The 21,387-nt window shown below is 67.5% G+C and carries 20 protein-coding genes and 1 tRNA gene; 11 read left to right on the plus strand and 10 right to left on the minus strand.

Annotation, left to right across the window (positions count from 1 at the left end; all coding sequences use genetic code 11):
- Positions 1-53: 53 nt before the first annotated feature.
- The 4 genes from ACFTZB_RS09660 to ACFTZB_RS09675 all read right to left on the minus strand — a co-directional run bounded on the left by ACFTZB_RS09660 (position 54) and on the right by ACFTZB_RS09675 (position 3,989).
- Positions 54-815, minus strand: coding sequence for an amino acid ABC transporter ATP-binding protein (locus ACFTZB_RS09660; RefSeq protein WP_378431303.1), 762 nt, complete (start codon positions 813-815; stop codon positions 54-56).
- On the minus strand, positions 812-1,795 hold the full coding sequence (locus ACFTZB_RS09665) for an amino acid ABC transporter permease (protein ID WP_378431337.1): 984 nt from the start codon (positions 1,793-1,795) through the stop codon (positions 812-814). Before ACFTZB_RS09665 ends, ACFTZB_RS09660 begins: the two co-directional genes overlap by 4 nt.
- 20 nt (positions 1,796-1,815) lie before the next feature.
- Positions 1,816-2,745: an ABC transporter substrate-binding protein gene (locus tag ACFTZB_RS09670; protein ID WP_378431304.1), complete on the minus strand. Its 930-nt coding sequence runs from the start codon at positions 2,743-2,745 to the stop codon at positions 1,816-1,818.
- 146 nt (positions 2,746-2,891) lie between these two features.
- Complete coding sequence (locus tag ACFTZB_RS09675; protein ID WP_378431305.1) at positions 2,892-3,989, minus strand: isocitrate/isopropylmalate dehydrogenase family protein; 1,098 nt, start codon at positions 3,987-3,989, stop codon at positions 2,892-2,894.
- Between the two features lie 19 nt (positions 3,990-4,008).
- Between ACFTZB_RS09675 and ACFTZB_RS09680 the strand changes: the two genes are divergently transcribed.
- The 3 genes from ACFTZB_RS09680 to trxA all read left to right on the plus strand — a co-directional run bounded on the left by ACFTZB_RS09680 (position 4,009) and on the right by trxA (position 6,285).
- A complete protein-coding gene (locus ACFTZB_RS09680) occupies positions 4,009-4,530 on the plus strand; it encodes a 2'-5' RNA ligase family protein (RefSeq protein WP_095865283.1) in 522 nt (173 codons plus the stop codon).
- A gap of 317 nt (positions 4,531-4,847) precedes the next feature.
- Positions 4,848-5,846 (plus strand): helix-turn-helix domain-containing protein, encoded by a 999-nt coding sequence (locus ACFTZB_RS09685; protein ID WP_378431306.1) that lies wholly within the window; start codon positions 4,848-4,850, stop codon positions 5,844-5,846.
- A 70-nt stretch (positions 5,847-5,916) separates the two neighbouring features.
- On the plus strand, positions 5,917-6,285 hold the full coding sequence (gene trxA, locus ACFTZB_RS09690; RefSeq protein WP_005260388.1) for a thioredoxin: 369 nt from the start codon (positions 5,917-5,919) through the stop codon (positions 6,283-6,285).
- Between the two features lie 45 nt (positions 6,286-6,330).
- On the opposite strand, the gene polA is transcribed toward trxA, so the two are convergent.
- Positions 6,331-9,075 (minus strand): DNA polymerase I, encoded by a 2,745-nt coding sequence (gene polA, locus ACFTZB_RS09695; protein WP_378431307.1) that lies wholly within the window; start codon positions 9,073-9,075, stop codon positions 6,331-6,333.
- Between the two features lie 225 nt (positions 9,076-9,300).
- Here polA and ACFTZB_RS09700 point away from each other — a divergent pair, with 225 nt between their 5' ends.
- Genes ACFTZB_RS09700 through ACFTZB_RS09715 form a run of 4 tightly spaced genes read left to right on the plus strand, consistent with a single transcriptional unit; the run spans position 9,301 to position 13,468 of the window.
- On the plus strand, positions 9,301-10,671 hold the full coding sequence (locus ACFTZB_RS09700; protein WP_378431308.1) for a branched-chain amino acid ABC transporter permease: 1,371 nt from the start codon (positions 9,301-9,303) through the stop codon (positions 10,669-10,671).
- A 4-nt stretch (positions 10,672-10,675) separates the two neighbouring features.
- Positions 10,676-11,665 carry a branched-chain amino acid ABC transporter permease gene (locus tag ACFTZB_RS09705; RefSeq protein ID WP_012687967.1) on the plus strand — a complete coding sequence of 330 codons (990 nt, stop codon included), beginning with the start codon at positions 10,676-10,678 and terminating at the stop codon, positions 11,663-11,665.
- Positions 11,658-12,677, plus strand: a complete 1,020-nt coding sequence (locus ACFTZB_RS09710) for an ABC transporter ATP-binding protein (RefSeq protein WP_378431309.1) — start codon at positions 11,658-11,660, stop codon at positions 12,675-12,677. The genes ACFTZB_RS09705 and ACFTZB_RS09710 overlap by 8 nt, the downstream gene beginning before the upstream one ends.
- Entirely contained in the window at positions 12,674-13,468 is a 795-nt protein-coding gene (locus ACFTZB_RS09715) for an ABC transporter ATP-binding protein (RefSeq protein ID WP_378431310.1), read from the plus strand. The genes ACFTZB_RS09710 and ACFTZB_RS09715 overlap by 4 nt, the downstream gene beginning before the upstream one ends.
- A 69-nt stretch (positions 13,469-13,537) precedes the next feature.
- On the opposite strand, the gene ACFTZB_RS09720 is transcribed toward ACFTZB_RS09715, so the two are convergent.
- On the minus strand, positions 13,538-14,860 hold the full coding sequence (locus ACFTZB_RS09720; RefSeq protein ID WP_378431311.1) for an ABC transporter substrate-binding protein: 1,323 nt from the start codon (positions 14,858-14,860) through the stop codon (positions 13,538-13,540).
- A gap of 306 nt (positions 14,861-15,166) precedes the next feature.
- On the minus strand, positions 15,167-15,796 hold the full coding sequence (locus ACFTZB_RS09725; RefSeq protein WP_378431312.1) for an ANTAR domain-containing response regulator: 630 nt from the start codon (positions 15,794-15,796) through the stop codon (positions 15,167-15,169).
- Positions 15,797-15,896: 100 nt separating this feature from the next.
- Between ACFTZB_RS09725 and ACFTZB_RS09730 the strand changes: the two genes are divergently transcribed.
- Positions 15,897-15,970: transfer RNA gene (locus ACFTZB_RS09730), tRNA-Leu, on the plus strand.
- Between the two features lie 83 nt (positions 15,971-16,053).
- Here ACFTZB_RS09730 and ACFTZB_RS09735 read toward each other — a convergent pair.
- Positions 16,054-16,509, minus strand: a complete 456-nt coding sequence (locus ACFTZB_RS09735; protein WP_378431313.1) for a carboxymuconolactone decarboxylase family protein — start codon at positions 16,507-16,509, stop codon at positions 16,054-16,056.
- A gap of 98 nt (positions 16,510-16,607) precedes the next feature.
- Here ACFTZB_RS09735 and ACFTZB_RS09740 point away from each other — a divergent pair, with 98 nt between their 5' ends.
- From ACFTZB_RS09740 to ACFTZB_RS09750, 3 genes are all read left to right on the plus strand, one after another.
- Positions 16,608-17,483, plus strand: a complete 876-nt coding sequence (locus ACFTZB_RS09740) for a sigma-70 family RNA polymerase sigma factor (RefSeq protein WP_378431314.1) — start codon at positions 16,608-16,610, stop codon at positions 17,481-17,483.
- 104 nt (positions 17,484-17,587) lie between these two features.
- Positions 17,588-18,091, plus strand: coding sequence for an SRPBCC family protein (locus ACFTZB_RS09745; protein ID WP_378431315.1), 504 nt, complete (start codon positions 17,588-17,590; stop codon positions 18,089-18,091).
- A 43-nt stretch (positions 18,092-18,134) separates the two neighbouring features.
- Positions 18,135-19,232, plus strand: coding sequence for a DUF4185 domain-containing protein (locus tag ACFTZB_RS09750; protein WP_378431316.1), 1,098 nt, complete (start codon positions 18,135-18,137; stop codon positions 19,230-19,232).
- Here the strand turns inward: ACFTZB_RS09750 and ACFTZB_RS09755 are convergent.
- Together ACFTZB_RS09755 and ACFTZB_RS09760 are read right to left on the minus strand one after the other, a co-directional pair.
- On the minus strand, positions 19,159-20,946 hold the full coding sequence (locus ACFTZB_RS09755) for an ABC transporter ATP-binding protein/permease (RefSeq protein ID WP_378431317.1): 1,788 nt from the start codon (positions 20,944-20,946) through the stop codon (positions 19,159-19,161). The genes ACFTZB_RS09750 and ACFTZB_RS09755 overlap by 74 nt on opposite strands.
- Before the next feature lie 139 nt (positions 20,947-21,085).
- Positions 21,086-21,334 carry a hypothetical protein gene (locus ACFTZB_RS09760; RefSeq protein WP_378431318.1) on the minus strand — a complete coding sequence of 83 codons (249 nt, stop codon included), beginning with the start codon at positions 21,332-21,334 and terminating at the stop codon, positions 21,086-21,088.
- Positions 21,335-21,387: the final 53 nt, after the last annotated feature.

The raw sequence follows: 21,387 nt of genomic DNA on the forward strand, positions 1-21,387 counted from the left end.
GAGTACTTGTTAACCGCCGGCGGTTAACAAGTACTCACGGGACCGGAGGCCGGCTAGAGCAGTTTCGACAAGAACAACTTCGTGCGGTCGTGCTGCGGATTGGCGAGCAGCTCACGGGGATTCCCCGATTCGACGACGACACCGGCATCCATGAACACCAGCTGGTCTGCCACCTCGCGGGCGAAACCCATCTCGTGGGTGACGACGACCATGGTCATGCCGCCCGCCGCGAGATCCTTCATCACGGTGAGCACCTCCCCGACCAACTCCGGATCGAGGGCGGACGTCGGCTCGTCGAAGAGCATCAGCTTGGGGTCCATCGCCAGCGCCCGGGCGATGGCGACCCGCTGCTGCTGACCGCCCGACAACTGCGCGGGGTACGCGTCCGCCTTCTCACTCAGGCCCACCTGGTCGAGGAGATCCCGTGCCCGTTCGAGCGCCTTCTTCCTGCTCAGCTTCTTCACCTGGATGGGCGCCTCGATGATGTTCTCCAGCGCAGTCCGGTGCGGGAACAGATTGAAGTGCTGGAAGACCATCCCGATGTCCCGGCGTTGCTTCGCTGCCGCCCTCGGGTGGAGTTCGTAGAGCTTGCCGCCCCGCTCCGAGTACCCGACGATCTCGCCGTCGACGTACAGCCTGCCGGCGTTCACCTGCTCGAGGTGATTGATGCACCGCAGGAACGTCGACTTCCCCGAGCCGGACGGCCCGACCAGGCACAGCACCTGGCCGGGGTCGATCTCCAGCGACACACCCTTGAGCACCTTCAGCGCCCCGAAGTTCTTGCAGACCCGGTCCGCCTTGACCATCGGCGTCATTTTCGCTCCCCTCCGGGTGTGTCGGGCAGGGTCTCGGGACCGGGTTCGATCACCAGCGGCTTGCCCTGCGCGTCGGCGAGCGCCTGCAGTTGCCGCGGGGTGAGTTTGCGGGACGCACCCTTCGAGTAGTACCGCTCCAGGTAGAACTGGCCGATCATGAGCAGGCTCGTGATGGCGAGGTACCAGGTGGCGGCCACCATCAGCAGCGGGATGGGCTGGAAGTTCGCGCCCGAGATGTCCCTGGCACGTCCGTACAACTCCAGGCTGTACGGCACCGCCGTGACCAGCGAGGTCGTCTTCAGCATGCTGATCAGCTCGTTGCCGGTGGGCGGAATGATCACCCGCATGGCCTGCGGCAGCACCGTGCGGCGCATGGTCTGCGACCACGTCATGCCGAGTGCCACCGACGCCTCGGTCTGCCCCTCGGCGACCGAGTTCACGCCGGCGCGGACGATCTCGGCCATGTACGCGGCCTCGTTCAGTCCCAGCCCGATCACCGCGAACAGGAACGCCGCGTTGATTCCCTGCAGGTCGATGTGCACGAACTGGTGAACGAAGGGGATCCCCAGATCCAACTGCTTGTAGATGGACGGGAACAGTCCCCAGAACACCAACTGCACGTAGACCGGGGTGCCGCGGAAGATCCACAGGTACCCCCACGACGCCGCCTTCAGAACCGGGTTCGGCGACAGCCGCATGACGGCGAGGACGACACCCAGGATGATGGCGATGGCCATCGACAGGATCGTCAGCTGGATGGTGTTCCACGCCGCCGCCGAGATCCGCGCATCGAACAGGTAGCGGGCGTAGATGTCCCAGCGGTACGCCTCGTTGGTGCGCGCACCGTTGACGAACAGCACCAGCAGCAGACCGACGACGATCGCGGCGATCCACCGGCCGGGCCGCCGCAGCGGGATCGCCTTGATCGGTTCCGGTTCCTGGCCCGTCTCGGTGCCGGACCGGTCCGGAGCCTTCTCCACGTCAGACACTCGTCAACCGCTCAGCTCGTGGCGCCGTTGATCTGAGACGTGGTGATGACGCCCGCCTCGACACCCCAGTTCTCCGCGATCGTCCGGTAGGTGCCGTCGTCGATGAGGTGCTGCAGCGCCTGCTGCAGGGTCTGCGCGAGGGGCGAGCCCTTCGCGACGGGCCAGCCGTACGGCGCGGCGTCGAAGACCTCGCCCGCAGCCTCGATCTTGCCCTCGCTCTGCTTGATCGCGTACGCGGTGACGGGCGAGTCGGCGGACATCGCGTCGACCTTGCCGAGAGCGACGGCGTTGGCCGCGTCGTCCTGGCTGTCGAACTTCACGATCTCGATCGGCGGCTTACCGGCGGCGACGCACGCGGCGCTCTTGGCGGGCACCTCCTCGAGATCCTCGATGGTGGTGGTCTGCACGCCCACCCGAAGGCCGCACGCGTTGTTGGGGTCGACGGACTTCCCGGCGGGCTGCGCCCACTGCACTCCGGCGCTGAAGTAGGTGGTGAAGTCGACCGACTGCTCGCGTTCCTTGGTGTCCGTGAACGACGACATTCCCATGTCGTAGCTGCCGGCCTGGATCGACGGGATGATCTTGTCGAAGTCCGCCTCGGTGTACTCCGGTGTCACGCCGAGGACCTTGCTCACGGCGTCCACGAGGTCGACGTCGAAGCCGACGATCTTCCCGCTCGGATCCTTGAACTCGTTGGGCGAGTAGGGAATGTTGACGCCGACGATGATCTTGCCGGACGAAGCGATCTTCTCCGGCAGGGTCGCCGCGATGGCATCCACCTTGTCGACTTCCACGGCGACGGTGTCTTCTCCGGACGGCGAGCCGCCGCCCTCGGTGTTGCTGGCGCAGCCGGCGAGCAGCAGGGCACTGCCACCCGCCAGCGCACAGATGGTGCGGGCCACTCGGCCTCGCGCGAAGACGGATCGACCAGACACTGGCATGTCCTCCAAGAATCGTGGTGCACCGAGCGAGCTACGGCGACGGAGAACTCTCGAACTCCGAATAGTCGAACGGTAGGTCACGACACCCGCAACTGCGGACGTCGTTACCGAACATTAACGGCCTGACCCGGCCCGTGGCGGCGGTTTCAGCGACGCAGTGTCCGGGCGAGGACGGTCTCGGTGAACTCGCTGGTCGACGCGAGTCCACCCAGGTCAGCCGTGGCGACTCCGGAGGCGATCGTCGCACGGACCGCCTCCCGGATACGGTGGGCCGCACCGCCCAGATGCCGGTCGGCGCGGCGGTCCCCGAGCCACTCGAGCATCATCGCGGCCGACAGCATCAGGGCTGTCGGATTGGCCCGGTTGCGGCCCGCGATGTCGGGGGCGGCTCCGTGCGCCGCCTGCGCCATCACCTTGGTCTCGGAACTGTTGATCGACGGCGCCGTGCCGAGCGAGCCCGACAGCTCGCCCGTCAGGTCCGACAGGATGTCGCCGAACATGTTCTCCGTCACCACGACGTCGAAGTCGCGCCCCCTACGGACGAGGTGCGCGGTCATGGCGTCGACGTGCTCGTCGTCGATCCGCACATCCGGGTAGTGGCTCTCCCCCACCTCCCGGCAGACGTCGCGGAACAGTCCGGTGGTCATCGTCAGCACGTTGGCCTTGTGCACGATCGTGACGTGGCGACTCCGCGTACGCGCCAGTGCGAATGCGGTGTGCGCGATGCGCTCACACGCCCGCCTCGTCACGACGCCGACGGCCAGCGCCACGTCGGGAGTCGGCATGAACTCGCCGCTGCCGGCGAACATGTTGCGGTCCGCGTACAAGCCTTCGGTGTTCTCCCGGACGATCACGAGGTCCATGTCCGGCACCGTCGAGGCGACGCCCTCGAGCGAGCGCGCGGGGCGGATGTTGGCGAACAGATCGAAACGCTTGCGCACCACCCCGCCGGGGGTCAGCCTGCCGCGGAACGGCTCCGGGTAGGCGGCGCTGTCGTGCGGACCGAGGATCCAGGCATCGAGTTCGTCGAGCGCGGACAGCGTGGAGTCGGGGATCGGCGTTCCGTGCGACTCGATGGCGCCGAGGCCGAGCGGCAGTTCCACCCAGTCGACGTCGCCGCCTCCCGCCGCGGTGACCGCGGACGAGACCACCCGCCGGGTTGCCGGAACGATCTCGTGACCGATGCCGTCGCCGGGGAGCACCCCGATCCGGGTACCGGAAATGTTTGCCGTAGCACCGCTCATGAGGCCATCATTGCCTACCATGGTCCAGTCGGTGGAACTGCTGTTCGACGAAGCGACCGACGTCGCGGTACGCGCCGAGTGGCAACGCCTGTGGGATGCGGGGATGCCCAGCCGCACCCGGGTTCGCGCCGAATCGAATCGGCCCCACATCACCCTGTTCGTGGCACGCCACATCCCGCCCGAGATCGACGAACTACTGGGCCGCCGGATCGCGACGCCCTCGTTCCACATCCGGCTGGGCGGGCTCGTGATGTTCGGCGGCAGGCACGTCACACTGTCCCGGTTGGTGGTGCCGTCGAAGGCCCTGTTGTCCCTGCACCGCAGCGTGTTCGATCTCGCGGAACACGCCACGGAGGTCACGCCGCACATCCGCCCCGGCGAATGGACGCCGCACGTGACCCTCGCGCGGCGACTGCCTGCGGATCAGATTCCGGAGGCCGCGCGGTTGCTCGACGGCGGCGACATCGTCGGCCGGGCCTCGGTGGTGCGCCGGTGGGACGGGGACGCCAAGCGCGAGTGGGTGGTCACGGCACCCCCGTGATCACGGCGTGTGCGCGGTGAGTGTGGCGGCGGCCTTGCGCGAAGACCGTTGGGTGACAAAGAGGGAACTCGCGGCCCAGGCGAGCGCCGTGCCCGCGTACCGGACCGCCGGGTTTCCTCTCAAAACCGGAAGTTTCCGTGCTGGATGACTTCGTTGTGGGTGTCGGGCGTGCGGCCGGCGAGCGCCAGCGCGTCGAGCGCCAGGAACACGAGGAGTACCACGACCAGGATTGTCATACATTCAGCCTGGTTGCCCCGGCCTCCGAACAAAAGTGGCAGAAACGACATAGTTGATCGTTTTTCTGCCATTATGGATGTGTGCTGAACAAGGTCGTGGTGCCCCTCATGCCGCTCACCGAGGCGTTCGAACTCGGCGTCGCCTGCGAGGTGTTCGGTTTCGACCGATCCGACGACGGCCTGCCCACCTACGACTTCTCCCTCGTCGCCGGCTCGCCGGAACCCATCCGCACCCGTTTCGGATACGGCATCGACGTCCCGTACGACCTCGACCGGCTCGACGACGCCGACCTCATCGTCGTCCCCGCAGGCGGCACCTACGCCGAGGAGGACGGCTCCTACCTGTGCGCGAAGGAGCCCGCCCCGCACATGGATCCCCTCCTCGGCAAACTCCGGGCCGCGGTGGACCGCGGCGCCAAGGTCGCCAGCCTGTGCAGCGGCGCGTTCGTGCTCGGGGCCGCCGGACTGCTGGACGGACGCAAGTGCACCACCCACTGGCGGCACGCCCGGCGGCTCGCCGAACTCCACCCGGCGGCCACCGTCGACCCGAATGTTCTCTACGTCGACGACGATCCGGTCCTCACCAGCGCCGGCACCGCCGCCGGCATCGATCTGTGCCTGCACATCGTGCGCAAGGAACAGGGCAGCAAGGTGGCCAACGTGATCGCCCGGCGCATGGTCGTCCCGCCGCACCGCGACGGCGGCCAGGCCCAGTACGTGGCGATGCCGCTGCCGTCGACGACGATCGACACCCTCGGGCCGCTACTCGACTGGATGACCGAACACCTCGCCCTCGACCTCACGGTGACCGCGGTGGCCGCCAAGGCCAACATGTCGCCCCGGACGTTCGCGCGACGATTCCAGGCCGAGACCGGGACCACCCCGGCCCGCTGGCTCGGCGACCAGCGGGTGCTGGCCGCGCAGCACCTGCTCGAGAACTCGGACCTCTCGGTCGACGTGATCGCCGAACGCGTCGGCTTCGGCGGTGGCGCGGTGCTGCGGCAGCATTTCCTGCGGCTGCGCCACACCACCCCGCAGGCGTACCGCCGCACGTTCCGCGACACGGAGCGCACCGGCTGAGAAACCCGCAGGGAAGAATCGACGGCGACGCGGCGTTGCACAGGCAGACCCACCGATCGAAAGGACCCTCGTGGCCACCAAGACTCTGACTCAGCAGAACTTCGACGAGACCGTGACCGGCAACGACGTCGTTCTGGTCGACTTCTGGGCATCGTGGTGCGGACCGTGCCGCTCGTTCGCCCCCACCTTCGAGGCCTCGTCGGAGCAGCACCCCGACGTCGTGCACGCCAAGGTCGACACCGAGGCGGAGCAGGGCATCGCCGCGGCCGCGAACATCCGCTCGATCCCGACCATCATGGCGTTCCGCGAGGGTGTGCTGGTGTTCAGTCAGCCGGGTGCGCTGCCGCCCGCGGCGCTCGAGGATCTTCTCACGCAGGTCAAGGCCCTCGACATGGACGAGGTGCGCAAGCAGATCGCCGAGCAGGCCCCCGCCGAATAAGGCGGAGGACCGCCGCGGCCGAACCGAGCGGACGACCGCCGCCGCCTAGTGCGCGGCGGCGTCCCAGCTGCGACCGGTGCCGACGGACACGTCGAGCGGCACCGACAGTTCGATGGCCGAGGCCATCTTGTCGCGGACCAGATGTTCCACCCGGTCCCGTTCCGTTTCGACGACCTCGAGCACCAGTTCGTCGTGCACCTGCAACAGCATGCGCGACTTCAGGCCCGCCTCACGCAGTGAGCGCTGCACGTCGATCATCGCGACCTTGATGATGTCGGCGGCCGTGCCCTGGATGGGGGCGTTGAGCGCGGCCCGCTCGGCGACCTCCCGCCGCTGGCGGTTGTCGCTGGTGAGGTCGGGCAGGTAGCGGCGGCGCCCGTACAGCGTCGACGTGTAGCCGTCCTTGCGGGCCTGTTCGACGACCTCGTGCAGGTAGTCACGCACCCCGCCGAACCGGGCGAAGTACGCCTCCATCTGCGATTTGGCCTCTTCCGTCGAGATCTTGAGCTGCGCCGCCAGACCGAACGCGCTGAGCCCGTACGCCAGCCCGTACGACATCGCCTTCACGCGGCGGCGCAGTTCGGGGGTGACCTCCTCGATCGGCACGCCGAACGCGCGCGCGCCGACGAAACTGTGCAGGTCCTCGCCGGTGTTGAACGCCTCGATCAGCCCCTCGTCACCGGACACGTGCGCCATGATCCGCATCTCGATCTGGCTGTAGTCGGCGGTCAGCAGCGAGTCGAAGCCCTCCCCGACGACGAACCCGTCGCGGATCTGACGGCCCGCGTCCGTGCGCACCGGGATGTTCTGCAGGTTGGGCTCGGTGGACGACAGCCGGCCGGTGGCGGCGACCGTCTGGTTGAACGTCGTGTGGATCCGCCCGTCCTCGGCGACCGTCTTCAGCAGACCGTCGACGGTCACCTTCAGCCGCGTCGCGTCGCGGTGCGCGAGAAGGTGCTCGAGGAACGGGTGCGACGTCTTCTCGAACAGGTTCTGCAGCGCCTCGGCGTCCGTCGTGTAGCCGGTCTTCGTCTTCTTCGTCTTGGGCATCTCCAGCTCGTCGAACAGCACGACCTGCAGCTGCTTGGGTGACCCGAGGTTGATCTGCTTGCCGATGACCCCGTAGGCCGCCTCCGCCGCCTCGGACACCTCGCCCGCGAACCGGCTCTGCAGGTCGTCCAGATGGTCGCCGTCGACGGCGATACCGGACGCCTCGATGTCGGCCAGCACCGCCAGCAGAGGCAGCTCCATCTCGGACAGCAGGGCCGTCGACTCGATGTTCTCGAGTTCCGTGTCGAGCGCCGCCGCGAGGTCGAGGACGGCGCGGGCACTGAGGATCTCGGCCTCGGCGGCTTCGGCGTCGACCTGATCCGCGTCGTCGAGCAGCGACAGCTGCTCCTGCCCGGTCTCCTCCACTCGCAGTTCCCTGCGCAGGTAGCGCAGCGACAGGTCGTCGAGGTTGAACGTCCGCTGGCCCGGGCGCACCAGGTACGCCGCCAGCGCGGTGTCGCTGGTGAGACCGCCGAGCACCCAGCCGCGTCCGCGCAGCGCGTGCATCGCCCACTTGGCCTCGTGCAGGGCCTTCGGCTGGGTCGCGTCCGCGAGCCAGTCGCCGAGCGCCTTCTCGTCCTCCGGGGTGGCGGACGCGGTGGCGATGTACGCGCCCTCGCCGTCGGCGGACGCGATCGCGATCGCCGTCACGTCACCGCCGTACGGGGTGCGGGTGCCGACCACCGACACACCGGACCGCTCGCCCGCCGACGCGTGCGCCGACAGCCAGTCCCCGACTGCGCCGGGGTCGAGCGCGCTGCCGCGCACCTCGAAGCCTTCCTCCGCCTCGGCTTCGACCGGGGCGAGCGTGGCGAACAGCCGGTCGCGCAGCACCTTGAACTCGAGGTCGTCGAACAGCGCGTGGATCTTCTCCCGATCCCACTGCGCGAGCATCAGCTGGTCCGGGGTGTACGGCAACGGGACGTCCCGCACCATCTCGGTGAGCTCCCGGTTGAGCAGGACGTTCGGCAGATTCTCCCGCAACGCGTCGCCGACCTTCCCGCGAACCTTGTCGACGTTGTCGACCAGGCCGACGAGGTCGCCGTATTCCTTGATCCACTTGGTGGCGGTCTTCTCCCCCACCCCGGGGATGCCCGGCAGGTTGTCGCTCGGGTCGCCGCGCAGGGCCGCGAAGTCGGGGTACTGCGCAGGTGTGAGCCCGTACTTCTCCTCGACCGCCGCGGGCGTGAACCGGGTGAGGTCCGAGACGCCCTTCTTCGGGTAGAGCACCGTCACCCCGTCGGTGACCAGCTGGAGCGAGTCCCGGTCACCGGTCACCACGAGAACGCGGTACCCGAGCACCTCCGCCTGGGTGGTGAGCGTGGCGATGATGTCGTCGGCCTCGAAGCCCTCCTCGGCCATCACCGGGATGCCCAGGGCACCGAGGACGTCCTTGGTGATCTCGACCTGCCCCTTGAACTCGTCCGGAGCCTTGCTGCGATTGGCCTTGTACTCGGGGAACTTCTCGGCCCGGAACGTCTGCCGGGACACGTCGAACGCCGCCGCCACATGGGTGGGCTGTTCGTCGCGCAACAGGTTGATCAACATCGACGTGAACCCGTAGACCGCGTTGGTGACCTGACCGCTGTGCGTCTTGAAGTTCTCAGCGGGCAGGGCGTAGAACGCGCGGAAGGCCAGCGAATGGCCGTCGAGCAGCATCAGGGTGGGGCGATCGTCGGACGGCGCGGCTGCGCCGGACGCGGGGGACGTGGTGGACCGGGGGGTGGTTGCAGGGCTCACGGTTGCCCAGTCTAGGGAGCGGATCCGACACCGATCAGCCGGATGGTTCGATACCCAACCGAAACGTGCCGGAAATCCGAGAACCCCATTTCGCGCGACCGGAGCCGTTAGAGTCCGGAAATTGCGGCACGGGCGGTAGCCCTGCCCGTCGCCGCACGTTCCTGACCGACTACACGTCCCCGGAGGACCTGCGTGGCCCCAACCGTGAGGAAGCGACTCCCAGCAGTGAGGACGCGACCGACATCCGCGAGGAAACACACGAGACGAGGTCCGGTCACCCGGCGACTCGGCCGTGCGTTCGTCCTCGTCCTGCTCGGCCTCGTCGCGGCGATCGCCTTCGGCGGTCCCGCGGCGGCGCAGGAACCCACGCCACCACCCCCACCGACCGCGACCAGTGCGCAACCGGCGCCACCGGCCGACGCGGTGCGGGTCAGCGGCAACCTCAACAACGCCGGAGAACGGCTCGCGGACGTCGAGGTGCGCGCCCTCGACGCCTCGGGCACCGAGGTGGCGAAGGCGACGTCGGAGTCGAACGGCCGCTGGGAACTCCAGGTCGCGCCCGGCACGTACACGTTCGAGATCGTCGCGGACTCCCTGCCCGACGACGTCAGCGTGCAGGGCACGGTGGAGCGTGAAGTGGTGGCCGGCCGCGCCAACACGGTGATCTTCTCGTTCGGTGAGGCCCGGACCGGTTCCGGGGTCCCGTTCTACGAGAAGCTGATTCGGCAGACCATCGACGGGCTGCGGTTCGGTCTCGTCATCGCCATCGCCGGCGTCGGGCTCAGCCTGATCTACGGCACCACCGGCCTGACGAACTTCGCGCACGGCGAACTCGTCACCCTCGGCGCGGTCGCGGCGTGGGTGATCAACGTGACGCTCGGTGTGCAGCTGATCCCGGCCACCGTCCTCGCGGTGTTCGTGGGGATCCTGATCGGCCTGCTGAACAATGCCGCGATCTGGAAACCGCTGCGAAAACGCAAGACCGGTCTGATAGCCCAGCTGGTGGTGTCGATCGGGCTCGCGATCTCCCTGCGCTACCTGATCCTGATCTTCTTCTCCGATCGCGCGGAGCCGTTCGTCGACTACCAGGCCCAGGTGGAGCGGCACTGGGGGCCGATCGCGATCACCGACGCCAACCTCGTGTGCATCGGCATCAGCCTCGTCGTCCTCGTCGGAGTGGCCCTGCTGCTGCAGAAGACGCGCATCGGCAAGGCCATGCGCGCCGTGTCCGACAACCGCGACCTGGCGGCGTCCTCCGGCATCGACGTCGAACGGGTGATCCGCTTCGTGTGGGGGCTCGGCGGCGGCCTGGCCGCGCTCGGCGGCGTCCTGTTCGGCATCTCCGAACTCGGCGGCCGCGTGCAGTGGGAGATGGGTTTCAAACTCCTGCTGCTGATGTTCGCCGGCATCACGCTCGGCGGGCTCGGCACCGCCTACGGCGCGCTGCTCGGCTGCGTGATCGTCGGCCTGCTCGTCCAGCTGTCGACGCTGGTGATCAACCCCGACCTCAAGTACATCGGAGGACTGCTCATCTTGATCGTCATCCTGGTCGTCCGGCCTCAGGGCATTCTCGGCAGCCGGCAAAGGATCGGGTGAGGGCATGGACATCACAGGAGCACTCCAGGTCTCGCTCGCCCAGCTGATCGGCCCGTCGGCGATCTTCTACGCACTGCTGGCGATCGGCCTCAACCTGCACTTCGGCTACGCCGGGCTGCTGAACTTCGGTCAGATCGGTTTCGCACTCCTCGGCGGCTACGGCGTCGGGATCATGACCGTCACCTACCAGCAGCCACTGTGGGTCGGCATCCTCGTCGGTCTCGCCGCCGCCGGACTGCTCGCCGTCGTCCTCGGTATCCCGACGCTCCGATTGCGCGCGGACTACCTCGCCATCGTCACGATCGCCGCGTCCGAGATCCTGCGGCTGATATTCCGCTCCACCGCTTCGGATTCGATCACCGGCTCCACCAACGGCCTGTTCGGCTTCGCCGATCCGTTCACCACGCTCAGCCCGTTCGACTCCGGCAAGCAGTACAACTTCCTCGGCGTGAAGTTCTACGGCGACGACCTGTGGTCGATGGTCGTCGGCTGGACTCTCGTCCTGGTGCTGTGCGGGTTCGTGTACCTCCTCACGCACAGCCCGTGGGGCCGCGTCCTCAAGGCCGTCCGCGAGGACGAGGACGCCGCGCGCGCCCTCGGCAAGAACGTTTTCGTCTACAAGATGCAGGCCCTCGTCCTCGGCGGCATGATCGGCGGGCTCGGCGGTGTGTTCAACGCACTGCAGACCAAGTCGATCAACCCCGACTTCTACTCCACCGCCCAGACGTTCTTCGCGTTCGGCGCCCTCATCCTCGGCGGCGCGGCCACCGTCTTCGGACCGGTGGTCGGCGCGATGCTGTTCTGGTTCCTGCTGGCCATCCCGGACGCCTTGCTGCGCCAGGCCATCTCCGGTCCGGAGCCGCTGCTGCCGCTGACGGAACAGCAGGTCGGGGCCATGCGGTTCGTCCTGCTCGGCATCATGATCGCGGTACTCATGATCTTCCGGCCGCAGGGCATACTGGGCAACAAGCGGGAGGTGCAGCTCAATGCCTGACCACAGACTGCCGGATCATCTGCAGACCGACACCGTGCTCACCACCGAGCAACGGGCGTCGATCTTCACCGACGTCCCGCACTCCCCCGGCGCCTCCAAACCCGACCCGATCCTCCTCGTCGACAACGTGTCCCGGACGTTCGGCGGTCTCAAGGCCGTCGACGTGGCGCATCTGGAGATCCAGCGCGGCTGCATCACCGGACTGATCGGCCCGAACGGCGCCGGGAAGACCACCCTGTTCAACCTGCTCACCGGCTTCGACAGGCCGGACAGCGGCACGTGGTCCATGGACGGCCAATCGCTCGGCCGGATGTATCCGCACCAGGTGGCCCGTCGCGGCGTCGTCCGCACGTTCCAGCTGACGAAGGCGCTGTCGAAGCTGACGGTGCTCGACAACGTGCGGCTCGGCGCCACCGGGCAACGCGGCGAGAGGATCGTCAACACTCTGCTGCCGTGGACGTGGAAGGCGCAGGAACGCGCCGTCACCGAACGGGCGAACGAACTGCTCGCGCGGTTCAAGCTCGACACCAAATCCGACGATCTCGCCGGTTCGCTGTCCGGCGGTCAGCGCAAACTGCTCGAGATGGCGCGGGCGCTGATGACCGAGCCGACCGTGGTGATGCTGGACGAGCCGATGGCCGGCGTCAACCCGGCGCTCACCCAGAGCCTGCTCGGCCACATCAAATCGCTACGGGACGAGGGCATGACCGTCGTGTTCGTCGAACACGACATGGACGTCATCCGCGACATCAGCGACTGGGTGGTGGTGATGGCGCAGGGCAGTGTGATCGCCGAGTCCACCCCGGAACACCTCTCGTCCAACACCGCGGTCGTCGACGCGTACCTCGGGAGCCACCACGATCAGGCACTCGAATTCGACGACGAGGGGAATCCGGTGGGCGCGACCGCCGTCCTCGCCGAGGCACTCGAGAGCGCCGAGGCCGAAACCCTCGAGACCGGCGGCGACCTCTCCGAACCCGACATCACCGAGCTGAGGCGTGAGACCCCATGACCGAACCGACCCCAGCAGAATTCGCGGCCACACCCGAGGAGCACGCCCGGCTCGCCGAGGGTGCCCTCGTCCGCGCGGACGGCGTGGTGGCCGGCTACATCCCCGGCGTCAACATCCTCCGCGAATGCAACTTCTTCCTGCGCGAGGGTGAGATCGTCGGCATCATCGGCCCCAACGGCGCCGGGAAGTCCACGCTTCTGAAGTCACTGTTCGGGTTGATCCCCGTGCGTGAGGGCTCGGTGACCCTGCGCGGTGAGGACATCACGTCCCAACCCGCCCACGTCCTGGTGCAGAAGGGCGTCGGCTACGTCCCGCAGACGCAGAACGTCTTTCCCTCGCTCACCATCGAGGAAAACCTCGAGATGGGGATGTATCTGCGCCCCAAGCTCTTCGCGGAGAGGTTCGCGTTCGTCGGCGACCTGTTCCCGCTGCTCGTCGAGCGGAAGAAGGTGAAGGCGGGCGCCCTGTCCGGCGGTGAGCGGCAGATGGTCGCCATGGGTCGGGCACTGATGATGGATCCGTCCGTGCTGCTGCTCGACGAGCCGTCCGCCGGGCTCTCCCCGATGTTCCAGGACGAGGTGTTCATCCGCTGCAAGCGGATCAACGCGGCGGGTGTCTCGGTGATCATGGTGGAACAGAACGCCCGGCGGTGCCTGCAGATCTGCGACCGCGGCTACGTCCTCGACCAGGGCCGCAACGCCTACACCGACTCGGGGCCCAACCTGATGCACGACCCGAAGGTGATCGAGTTGTACCTCGGCACCCTCGCGGGCAGCCAGGAGAAGAAGTAGTCACAGCACCTCCGGACACGACTGTGGGCCAGGTCTCCCTGGCCCACAGTGCGTTTCAGGCGAGTGCCATCATCCGCCGACGACGATGTACCCGTCCGTCGTCAGCTTGTTGTCGGCACCGAACTTCAGCTTGCCGTACGAACCGATGGACGGCTCACCGGCGGCGGCGAAGTCGAGTTTGCCGGTGATGCCGTTGTAGTCGATGTCCGTTCCGGCCTGCACGAGCGGCAGGCATTCCTGGTACGACGTGCACGGCGTGCCGCCCTCGGTGACATTGTTGATGTTCGCGGCGATGTCGCGACCCGCCGTCGACTTCGCGGCTTCCGCGGCGAGCGAGGCAACGACCACGGCGTCGTAGGACTCGCCGGCGTAGTTGAAGTCGATCAGCCCCGGGTTGATGCCCTTGAGACGATCCTGGAAGGCCGGGCCGACATCGGTGAGCGGAGTCGTGCCCTGCATGCCGTCGAGCAGCGGCGCCGCCACCGACTCGCCGAGCGCGTTACCCATGTTGCCGTCCACGCCGTAGACCTTCATGCCGTCGGACGGGCCGATGCCGACCTCGTGCATCCGGGTGATGATCTTGGCCGACTCCTCGAATCCCACCACCGCGACGGCGTCGGGCGCGAAATCCTTGACCTGGTCGACCTCGGAGTTGAACGACTGCGCGTTGGGGTCGTAGATGATCTTCTGGATCTGGTCCTCGGGGATGCCCGCGTCGACGAGGTTCTTCTGGATGTTGTCGGCGAGCCCGGTGCCGTACGGGTCGTTGAGGGCCAGGATGGACACGCGCTGACCGCCGTCGTCCGAGATGAGTTGCGACACAGCCTGAGCCTGCAGGACGTCGGTGGGGGCGGTGCGGAAGTACTGCCCCTTGTCCGGGTAGCAGACGAACTGGTCGGACGTGTTGGCCGGGGAGAACATCACGACGCCGGCGCTGGACACCTTGTCGATGACCTTCAGCGACACCGACGACGACGCCGCACCGATGATCACCTGGGTGCCCGCGGCCAGTTCCCGGTCCACGGTGGTGTTCGCCGTGTCGGTGGTGGTGTCGCCCGAATCGCCGGGAATCAGCTGGACGGGCTGGCCGAGAACCCCGCCCGCCGCGTTGACGTCGTTGACGCCGAGCTGGGTGCCCGCCACCATCGGCGGTCCGAGGAAGGAGAGGCTTCCCGTGTCGGGGAGCAGGGTACCGATCTTCAGCGGCGCCGTGGACGGGGCACCCGCTGCCGCCGCTTCTTCGGGGGTGCAGTCGGTGGAAACCGTGGTGGCCGAGGCAGAGCTGTCACTCCCGCTCGCGGAGTCGTCGCCACTGTCCGAACTACAACCTGCCAGTGCGAGAGATGCCGCGCCGAGAACCGCGGCCGCCCGCACGAGGGTCCGTTTAGCCATCCAAACTCTCCTTAGATCACCTGTGTGCGGGCGCCACCCGAGTCGGCGTCCGCTATGGGATCAGACGCTAGCGGTCCGGCGGCTTTCGCGATCGGTCCGGAAAGGCTCGTGACCTTACTGTGATCTGAATACGACGAGTGTTTACGCAGCCGTAGCGTGGCGAGCGTCAAGCGCCCACAACCTCTACGGACGGACACCGACGGCACCCAGCCGATCGGACGCGGCCCGAGCCGCCGGCGACCGACCCGCCACCAACGGATGCCGGCCCGGGCGAAAACGCGTCGGCTGCCGCCGATCTCGCCGAAGTCAGCTGGTGGGGGCTTCCCCGCCGAGGGTCTCGAGCACCACCTGCGCGACCGCCTTCATCGTCGACCGGCGGTCCATCGCGGCCCGCTGGATCCACTTGAACGCCTCGGGCTCGGTCAAGGACTGCTTGTCCATCAGCACACCCTTGGCCCGCTCGACGATCTTGCGGGTCTCCAGCCGCTCGGACAGATCGGAGATCTCCCGCTCGAGCGCGGTCACCTCCTTGAACCGGCTGGCTGCCAACTCGACCGCGGGCACCAGGTCGGCCGTGGAGAACGGCTTGACGAGATAGGCCATCGCCCCGGCGTCGCGCGCCCGCTCCACCAGCTCGCGCTGACTGAACGCTGTGAGAATGACCACGGGCGCAATACGTTTCGCCGCGATCTCGGAGGCCGCGTCGATGCCGTCGCGGCGGGGCATCTTCACGTCCATGATCACGAGGTCGGGTTTCAGCTCCACCGCCAGATCGACGGCGGCCTGCCCGTCGCCCGCCTCACCGACCACGTCGTAGCCCTCTTCCCGCAGCATCTCGACCAGATCGAGCCTGATCAGCGCCTCGTCCTCGGCCACCACGACACGTCGCGGCCGCGACGGCACACCGTGCTGCTGGGGAGCGTTCATGGCCACCATTCTCCTCTGCTCGGACGACCCCGGCGCGGGGAGCGAACGTTAGAAGGGTACCGGTGGTTGACTCCCGACGGCGATCTTCTACAGTGGTACAGCGCAACACGCCCTCGTATCCCAATTGGCAGAGGAAACGGATTCAAAACCCGTCCAGTGTGAGTTCGAGTCTCACCGAGGGCACCGCCGGGATCATCCCGCGAATCGCAGGTCAGATGCATTCTCCGACCTGCGATTCGTATGTCAACCCTGTTGCGGCACCCCTGTCACCACTGTTCGCCCGCGACCTGCCGGGTGGCGGCGTTGATGCGGTTCCACAGGTTCACGCCGGCGATCGACAGCACCAGCGACGCGAGTTGTTCCTCGTCGTAGTGCCGGGCGGCCTCGTCCCACACCTCGTCGGGCACCGGGTCCGGTCGATCGCTCAACCGGGTCATCGACTCGGCCAGCGCGAGGGCCGCACGTTCGGCGTCGCTGAAGTACGGGGCCTCCCGCCACGCCGCCACCGCGAAGATCCGCTGGTTCGTCTCCCCTTCCTTCTCCAGCTCACGCGCGTGCATGTCCACGCACACACTGCAGCCGTTGATCTGACTCGACCGCAGATGGACGAGGGCGTGGGTCACCGGCGGCACGTTCGCCTTCGCCGTGGCCTTCCCCAGTGCCAGCAGAGACTTCATGGCGTCGGGAACGATCATCGCGGGGTTGGTCATCCGGGCTTTCATGATTGCCTGCCTCCAAAGGTATTCGGGTGGTGAGATGTCACACCGGCTTGTTTTCGTTGGTCACTGACATGACGAACCGCGACGGGAGAATGTGACAGATGGACGCAGAAGAAGTTCTGGCGCACCGCTTCGAGGAGAACCGGACGCATCTGTCGGCGGTCGCCTACCGGATGCTCGGCTCGATCAGCGAGTCGGAGGACGCCGTACAGGAGGGCTGGCTGCGATTCAGTCGCGCCGAGACGTCCGAGGTGCAGAACCTGCGCGGTTGGCTGACGACGGTCGTGGGGCGGGTCTGCCTCGACATGCTCCGATCCCGCACGGCTCGGCGCGAGGATCCCCTGGAGGTCCATGTTCCGGATCCGATCGTGCGCGACGTGGACGGGACCGATCCCGAGCACGAGGCGGTGCTGGGCGACTCCGTCGGCCTGGCACTGCTGGTGGTTCTGGACACGCTGACGCCCGCCGAGCGGCTCGCCTTCGTGCTGCACGACATGTTCGCCCTTCCCTTCGACGAGATCGCCCCGATCGCCGACCGCACGCCCGCCGCGACCCGGCAACTCGCGAGCCGGGCGCGCCGGCGAGTCCAGGGATCGGGGCCCGCCCCGGAGACCGACCCGACCCGGCAGCGCGAGGTGGTCGCGGCGTTCATGACCGCCTCGCGGGGCGGCAGGTTCGACGACCTCCTCGCGCTGCTCGACCCGGACATCGTCCTGCGGGCCGATCGCGGCATCGACGGGTCCGACGTGCTGCGCGGAGCCCGCGCAGTCGGCGAGCAGGCCCTCACGTTCTCGCGTTTCGCTCCGTTCGCCCGGCTCGCCCTGGTGAACGGCTCGCCCGGGGTCGTGACCGCACCCGGAGGGAGGACGTTCTCGGTGATGGCGTTCACCGTCGCGGGCGGGAAGATCGTCCGGATCGACATCCTGGCCGACCCGGTCCGCCTGCAGCGTCTGGGCATCTCCCCCGGCGATGCCTGACGACCCGCAGGTAGCGGCGGTTTTTTGTGCCCGATCCTCGGGATCTGCGCTGTCCTGCCAGTACCATGGTGGAACAGGTACGCCCTCGAGCACGGAGGTCACCCATGGAGCTCGGCACCGTCACTTTCACCTACGACGGGCGGGTAGCCCTTCGATTCCAGCAAGCGCTCTCGCACTCGCCGGAGAAGGTGTGGCGTGTTCTCACCGACCCGCAGTACCTGAAGGCCTGGTTTCCCGCCGACGTCGACTTCGACCTCACCCCGGGCGCCGAACTCGTCTTCCGGGTGACACCGGAACAGGTGCGCCGATTCGGACTGCCCGCAGATCAGACCACTACCGGTACCGTCATCTCGGTGCATCCCGCGCACATCCTCGAATACCTGTGGGACGCCGAGACGCTGCACTGGGAACTCGTCCCGGACGGCAGCGGCGGCTGCTGGCTGACGCTCACCCACACCGTGGAGGAAGAAGAATCCGCGTACGCGCACGCCGCCGGCTGGCACGCGGGGCTCGAGGTCGTCGAAGCGCAACTGGACGGCCGCGAAGTCGACTGGTCGCTGTGGGACCGGGCCGACGAACTGGCCGAGTCCTACCGCAAGACGTCCTGACCACTCGAATTCACCGACCACCCGAATTCCCCGACGGTAGGGAGTGCGTATCCCGGGCAGCACCACGACACCGGCAGCGACCTTCGTGAAGGAGGTCACCGGCGAGGCGACGCGGCGATGGGGTGTGTACGGCACCGACCTCGGCTGTCCGGTGCGCCTGGCCGACGGCCGGGTCGCGTTCTTCTTCGGCGACACGTTCAGCTCCCGCGGCCGGAGCAGCAGAGGGTGGCGCAGTCCCGTGATGTTGCGCTCCGCCACAACCGATCTCCGCGCCGGCATCGAATTCGACTCCGCGGCAGGCGGCCGGACGGCGAGGGAGATCCTCCCGAACGCGCACGACGTCGGCGAATCACCCCACCGGGAGTCGGCGGGCAGCGAGTTCACCGTGGTTCCCGCGGACGCCGTCACGATCGGCGACCGGACCTACCTGTCCGTCGTCAGTGTGCATTCGTGGGCGTCGCACGCGTGGCCGACGAACTTCACGTATCTCGCCTGGTCCGACGACGGCGGCGAGCACTGGCACCGGACACGCGCCCGGTGGGACAACCGCGGCGGGTCGGTCGACCAACTGTGGACCATGGAACGGCACGACGGCTACGTCTACGTCGTCTCGAGCGCATTCGACCGCACCAATCCGGGGGGAATGATCCTGCGCCGGGTCCCCGAGGCGCGGATCCTCGAACCGGGAGCCTACGAACACTGGGGCTGGGATCGTGGCACGGGGTGGGCGTGGGGACAGCCCGCGACCCCGATCCTGCCGGGACCCGTCGGGGAGATGTGCCTGCGGCGGATCGACGGCACCTGGGTCCTCGCCTACTTCGACCCCACCGCCTACGCGATCGTCACCCGCACGGCGCAGCGCATCGACGGACTGTGGTCGGAACCGACGGTGCAGGTCGCCGGCGGCGACTGGGGAGCCACGGACGGCACGTGGGCACAGATCTACGGCGGATACATCCACCCGGCGTCCACGGTGGACGAACTGCACCTTCTTGTGTCGCAATGGAACACGACGACCGGGGACCCGTACCGGGTGCTGCAGTTCACCACCCGGCTGGACGCGCCCGTCACCCCACGAGCTCCGACTCCGTCCACCGACCTTCCCCTTCGAGTTCCACACCACGGGAATGGAATTGGTTGAGGGTGCTGCGGTGTCCCACGCTCACCACGATGCTGTCCGGGAGTTCGGCCCTGAGCAGGGTGTAGAGCGTGTGTTCGAGGCCCTCGTCGATCGCCGACGTGGCCTCGTCGAGGAAGATCACCGCGGGACGGGCGATCAGCACCCGTGCGAATGCGAGGCGTTGCTGCTCGCCCGGCGACAGGATGCGCGTCCAGTCCGCGGTCTCGTCGAGACGATCACCCAGATTGCCCAGAGACACCCTCGACAGCGCACCACGCACGACGTCGTCGGACGCCGTCGGCTCCTTCGGGTAGGCCAGCGCGGTGCGCAGCGACCCGAGCGGCAGGTACGGCCGCTGGGACAGGAAGATGGCCTCCCCCGAGGGCCGCGACACCGTGCCGTCGGCGTACGGCCACAGGTCCGCGAGGGTGCGGAGCAACGTGGTCTTGCCCGAGCCGGACGGCCCCTTGACCAGTAGCGACTGCCCCGGCGTCACGGTGAGCGCGAGGCCTTCGATGAGGGTCTCTCCCGTCGGGATGCGCACGTCCAGATTCTCGACCTGCAGATCGTCGCCCGACTTGCCGGTCTCGAGGACCGGAAGTTCTGCAGCGTGCTGGTTGTCGTTGGCCAGACCGTTGAGGCGGATGAGGGTCGCGCGGAAACTGGCGAAGTCGGCGTACGACTCACGGAAGAAGGACAGCGAGTCGTGGACCTGACCGAAGGCCTGCGACGTCTGCATCACGTCACCGAGCGAGACCTGGCCGGTGAACAGCCGCGGCCCCTGCACGAGGAACGGGAAGATGACGGCCGTCTGGTTGACGGCGAGGTTCCAGCCACTGAACTTCAACGTCCGGAAGACGATCTGCCACATGTTCCGGATGACGTCCGCGAACCGTCCGGCGAGGGTGCGACGCTCGACGTTCTCGCCGCGATAGAACGCGATGCTCTCGCCGTACTCCCGCACCCGGATCAGCGCGTAGCGGAAGTTGGCGCCGAGTTTCTCGTTGAGGAAGTTCAGCTTGATGAGGGGCTTGCCGATCCAGAACGCCACCACCGTGGTCACCAGCACGTAGATGTAGACGAGGAAGATCATCGCCCGGGAGATCTCGACGCCGAACACGGTCATCGGGCCGGACAGATCCCACAGGATTCCCGTGAACGACACGATCGACAGCACCGCGGTCACCGCGCCCATCGACAGCGAGCGGGACGTGGTCACGAAGTTGGTGATGTCGGCCTGGATGCGCTGATCCGGGTTGTCGATCGCGTCGCCGAGGAACCGGTCGCGGTAGTAGGCGCGGCTGTCGAGCCAGTCGTCGACGAGATGGTGGTTGAGCCAGGTCCGCCAGTCGATGTCGAGGGTCTGCCCGATCAGGTACTCGACGAGGGCCCGCACCACGTGGACCGTCGCGAGGATGGCGAACACACGGAGGAAGTGCCAGAACGCCGACTGGTCCAGATTCTGGATCGAATCGTAGAAGTCGTTGTACCAGTAAGAGAACAGGACCGTCATGCGCACCGCGAAGACCGTCGACAGCAGCAGCACCGCCAGGATGATCAACGGCTTGAGGCTGCGCCGCGGATTGAAGTACGGCGCGGCGAAACGCCAGAACTGCCTACCCCATTTGGTGAACCGCGCGAGCAGTATCACCACGACGACGAACGCGACGACAGTCATGACGTATGCCTTGAGCAGCCACATCGAGCTGTCCCATACGACGTTGTTCCAGTCCACGACCCATATCCCCGATCACGAGGTGAAACTCACCAGAAAAGATGGCGAAGTCTAACCCCGGACGCCGGTGATGGGCGAGAGATCCGCGCAGGACACGCGCCGGGGCGGAGACGCAGCCCCCGGAGAGGCGACGGGGATGCTACGAGTCCTTCTCGGATTCAGGCTCTTTCAGATTGCCGTCGTCGTCGACGTAGTCGTCGAAGGCGGTGCCCGACACGGTGCCGTCGGAGCCGGGCAGGACGACCGTCTCGCGGGCGCCCGGCTCGTAGCGGGCGTCGATCTCCTCCACCTTCTTCCTGGCTTCGGCGAGCGCCTCGTCGTCGGGCACGGGAACTTCGCTCTCGGCCTGGCGGTCGGTCTTCTTCTGCTCGGGTTCGTCTGCGCTCATGGTGCACGTCCGTTCCGTCTCGGAGATTCCAGACCGACCATACGCCGCGGCCA

Source organism: Rhodococcus sp. NPDC057014 (assembly GCF_042673295.1).
In the GTDB taxonomy this organism is placed as follows: Bacteria; Actinomycetota; Actinomycetes; order Mycobacteriales; family Mycobacteriaceae; genus Rhodococcus_F.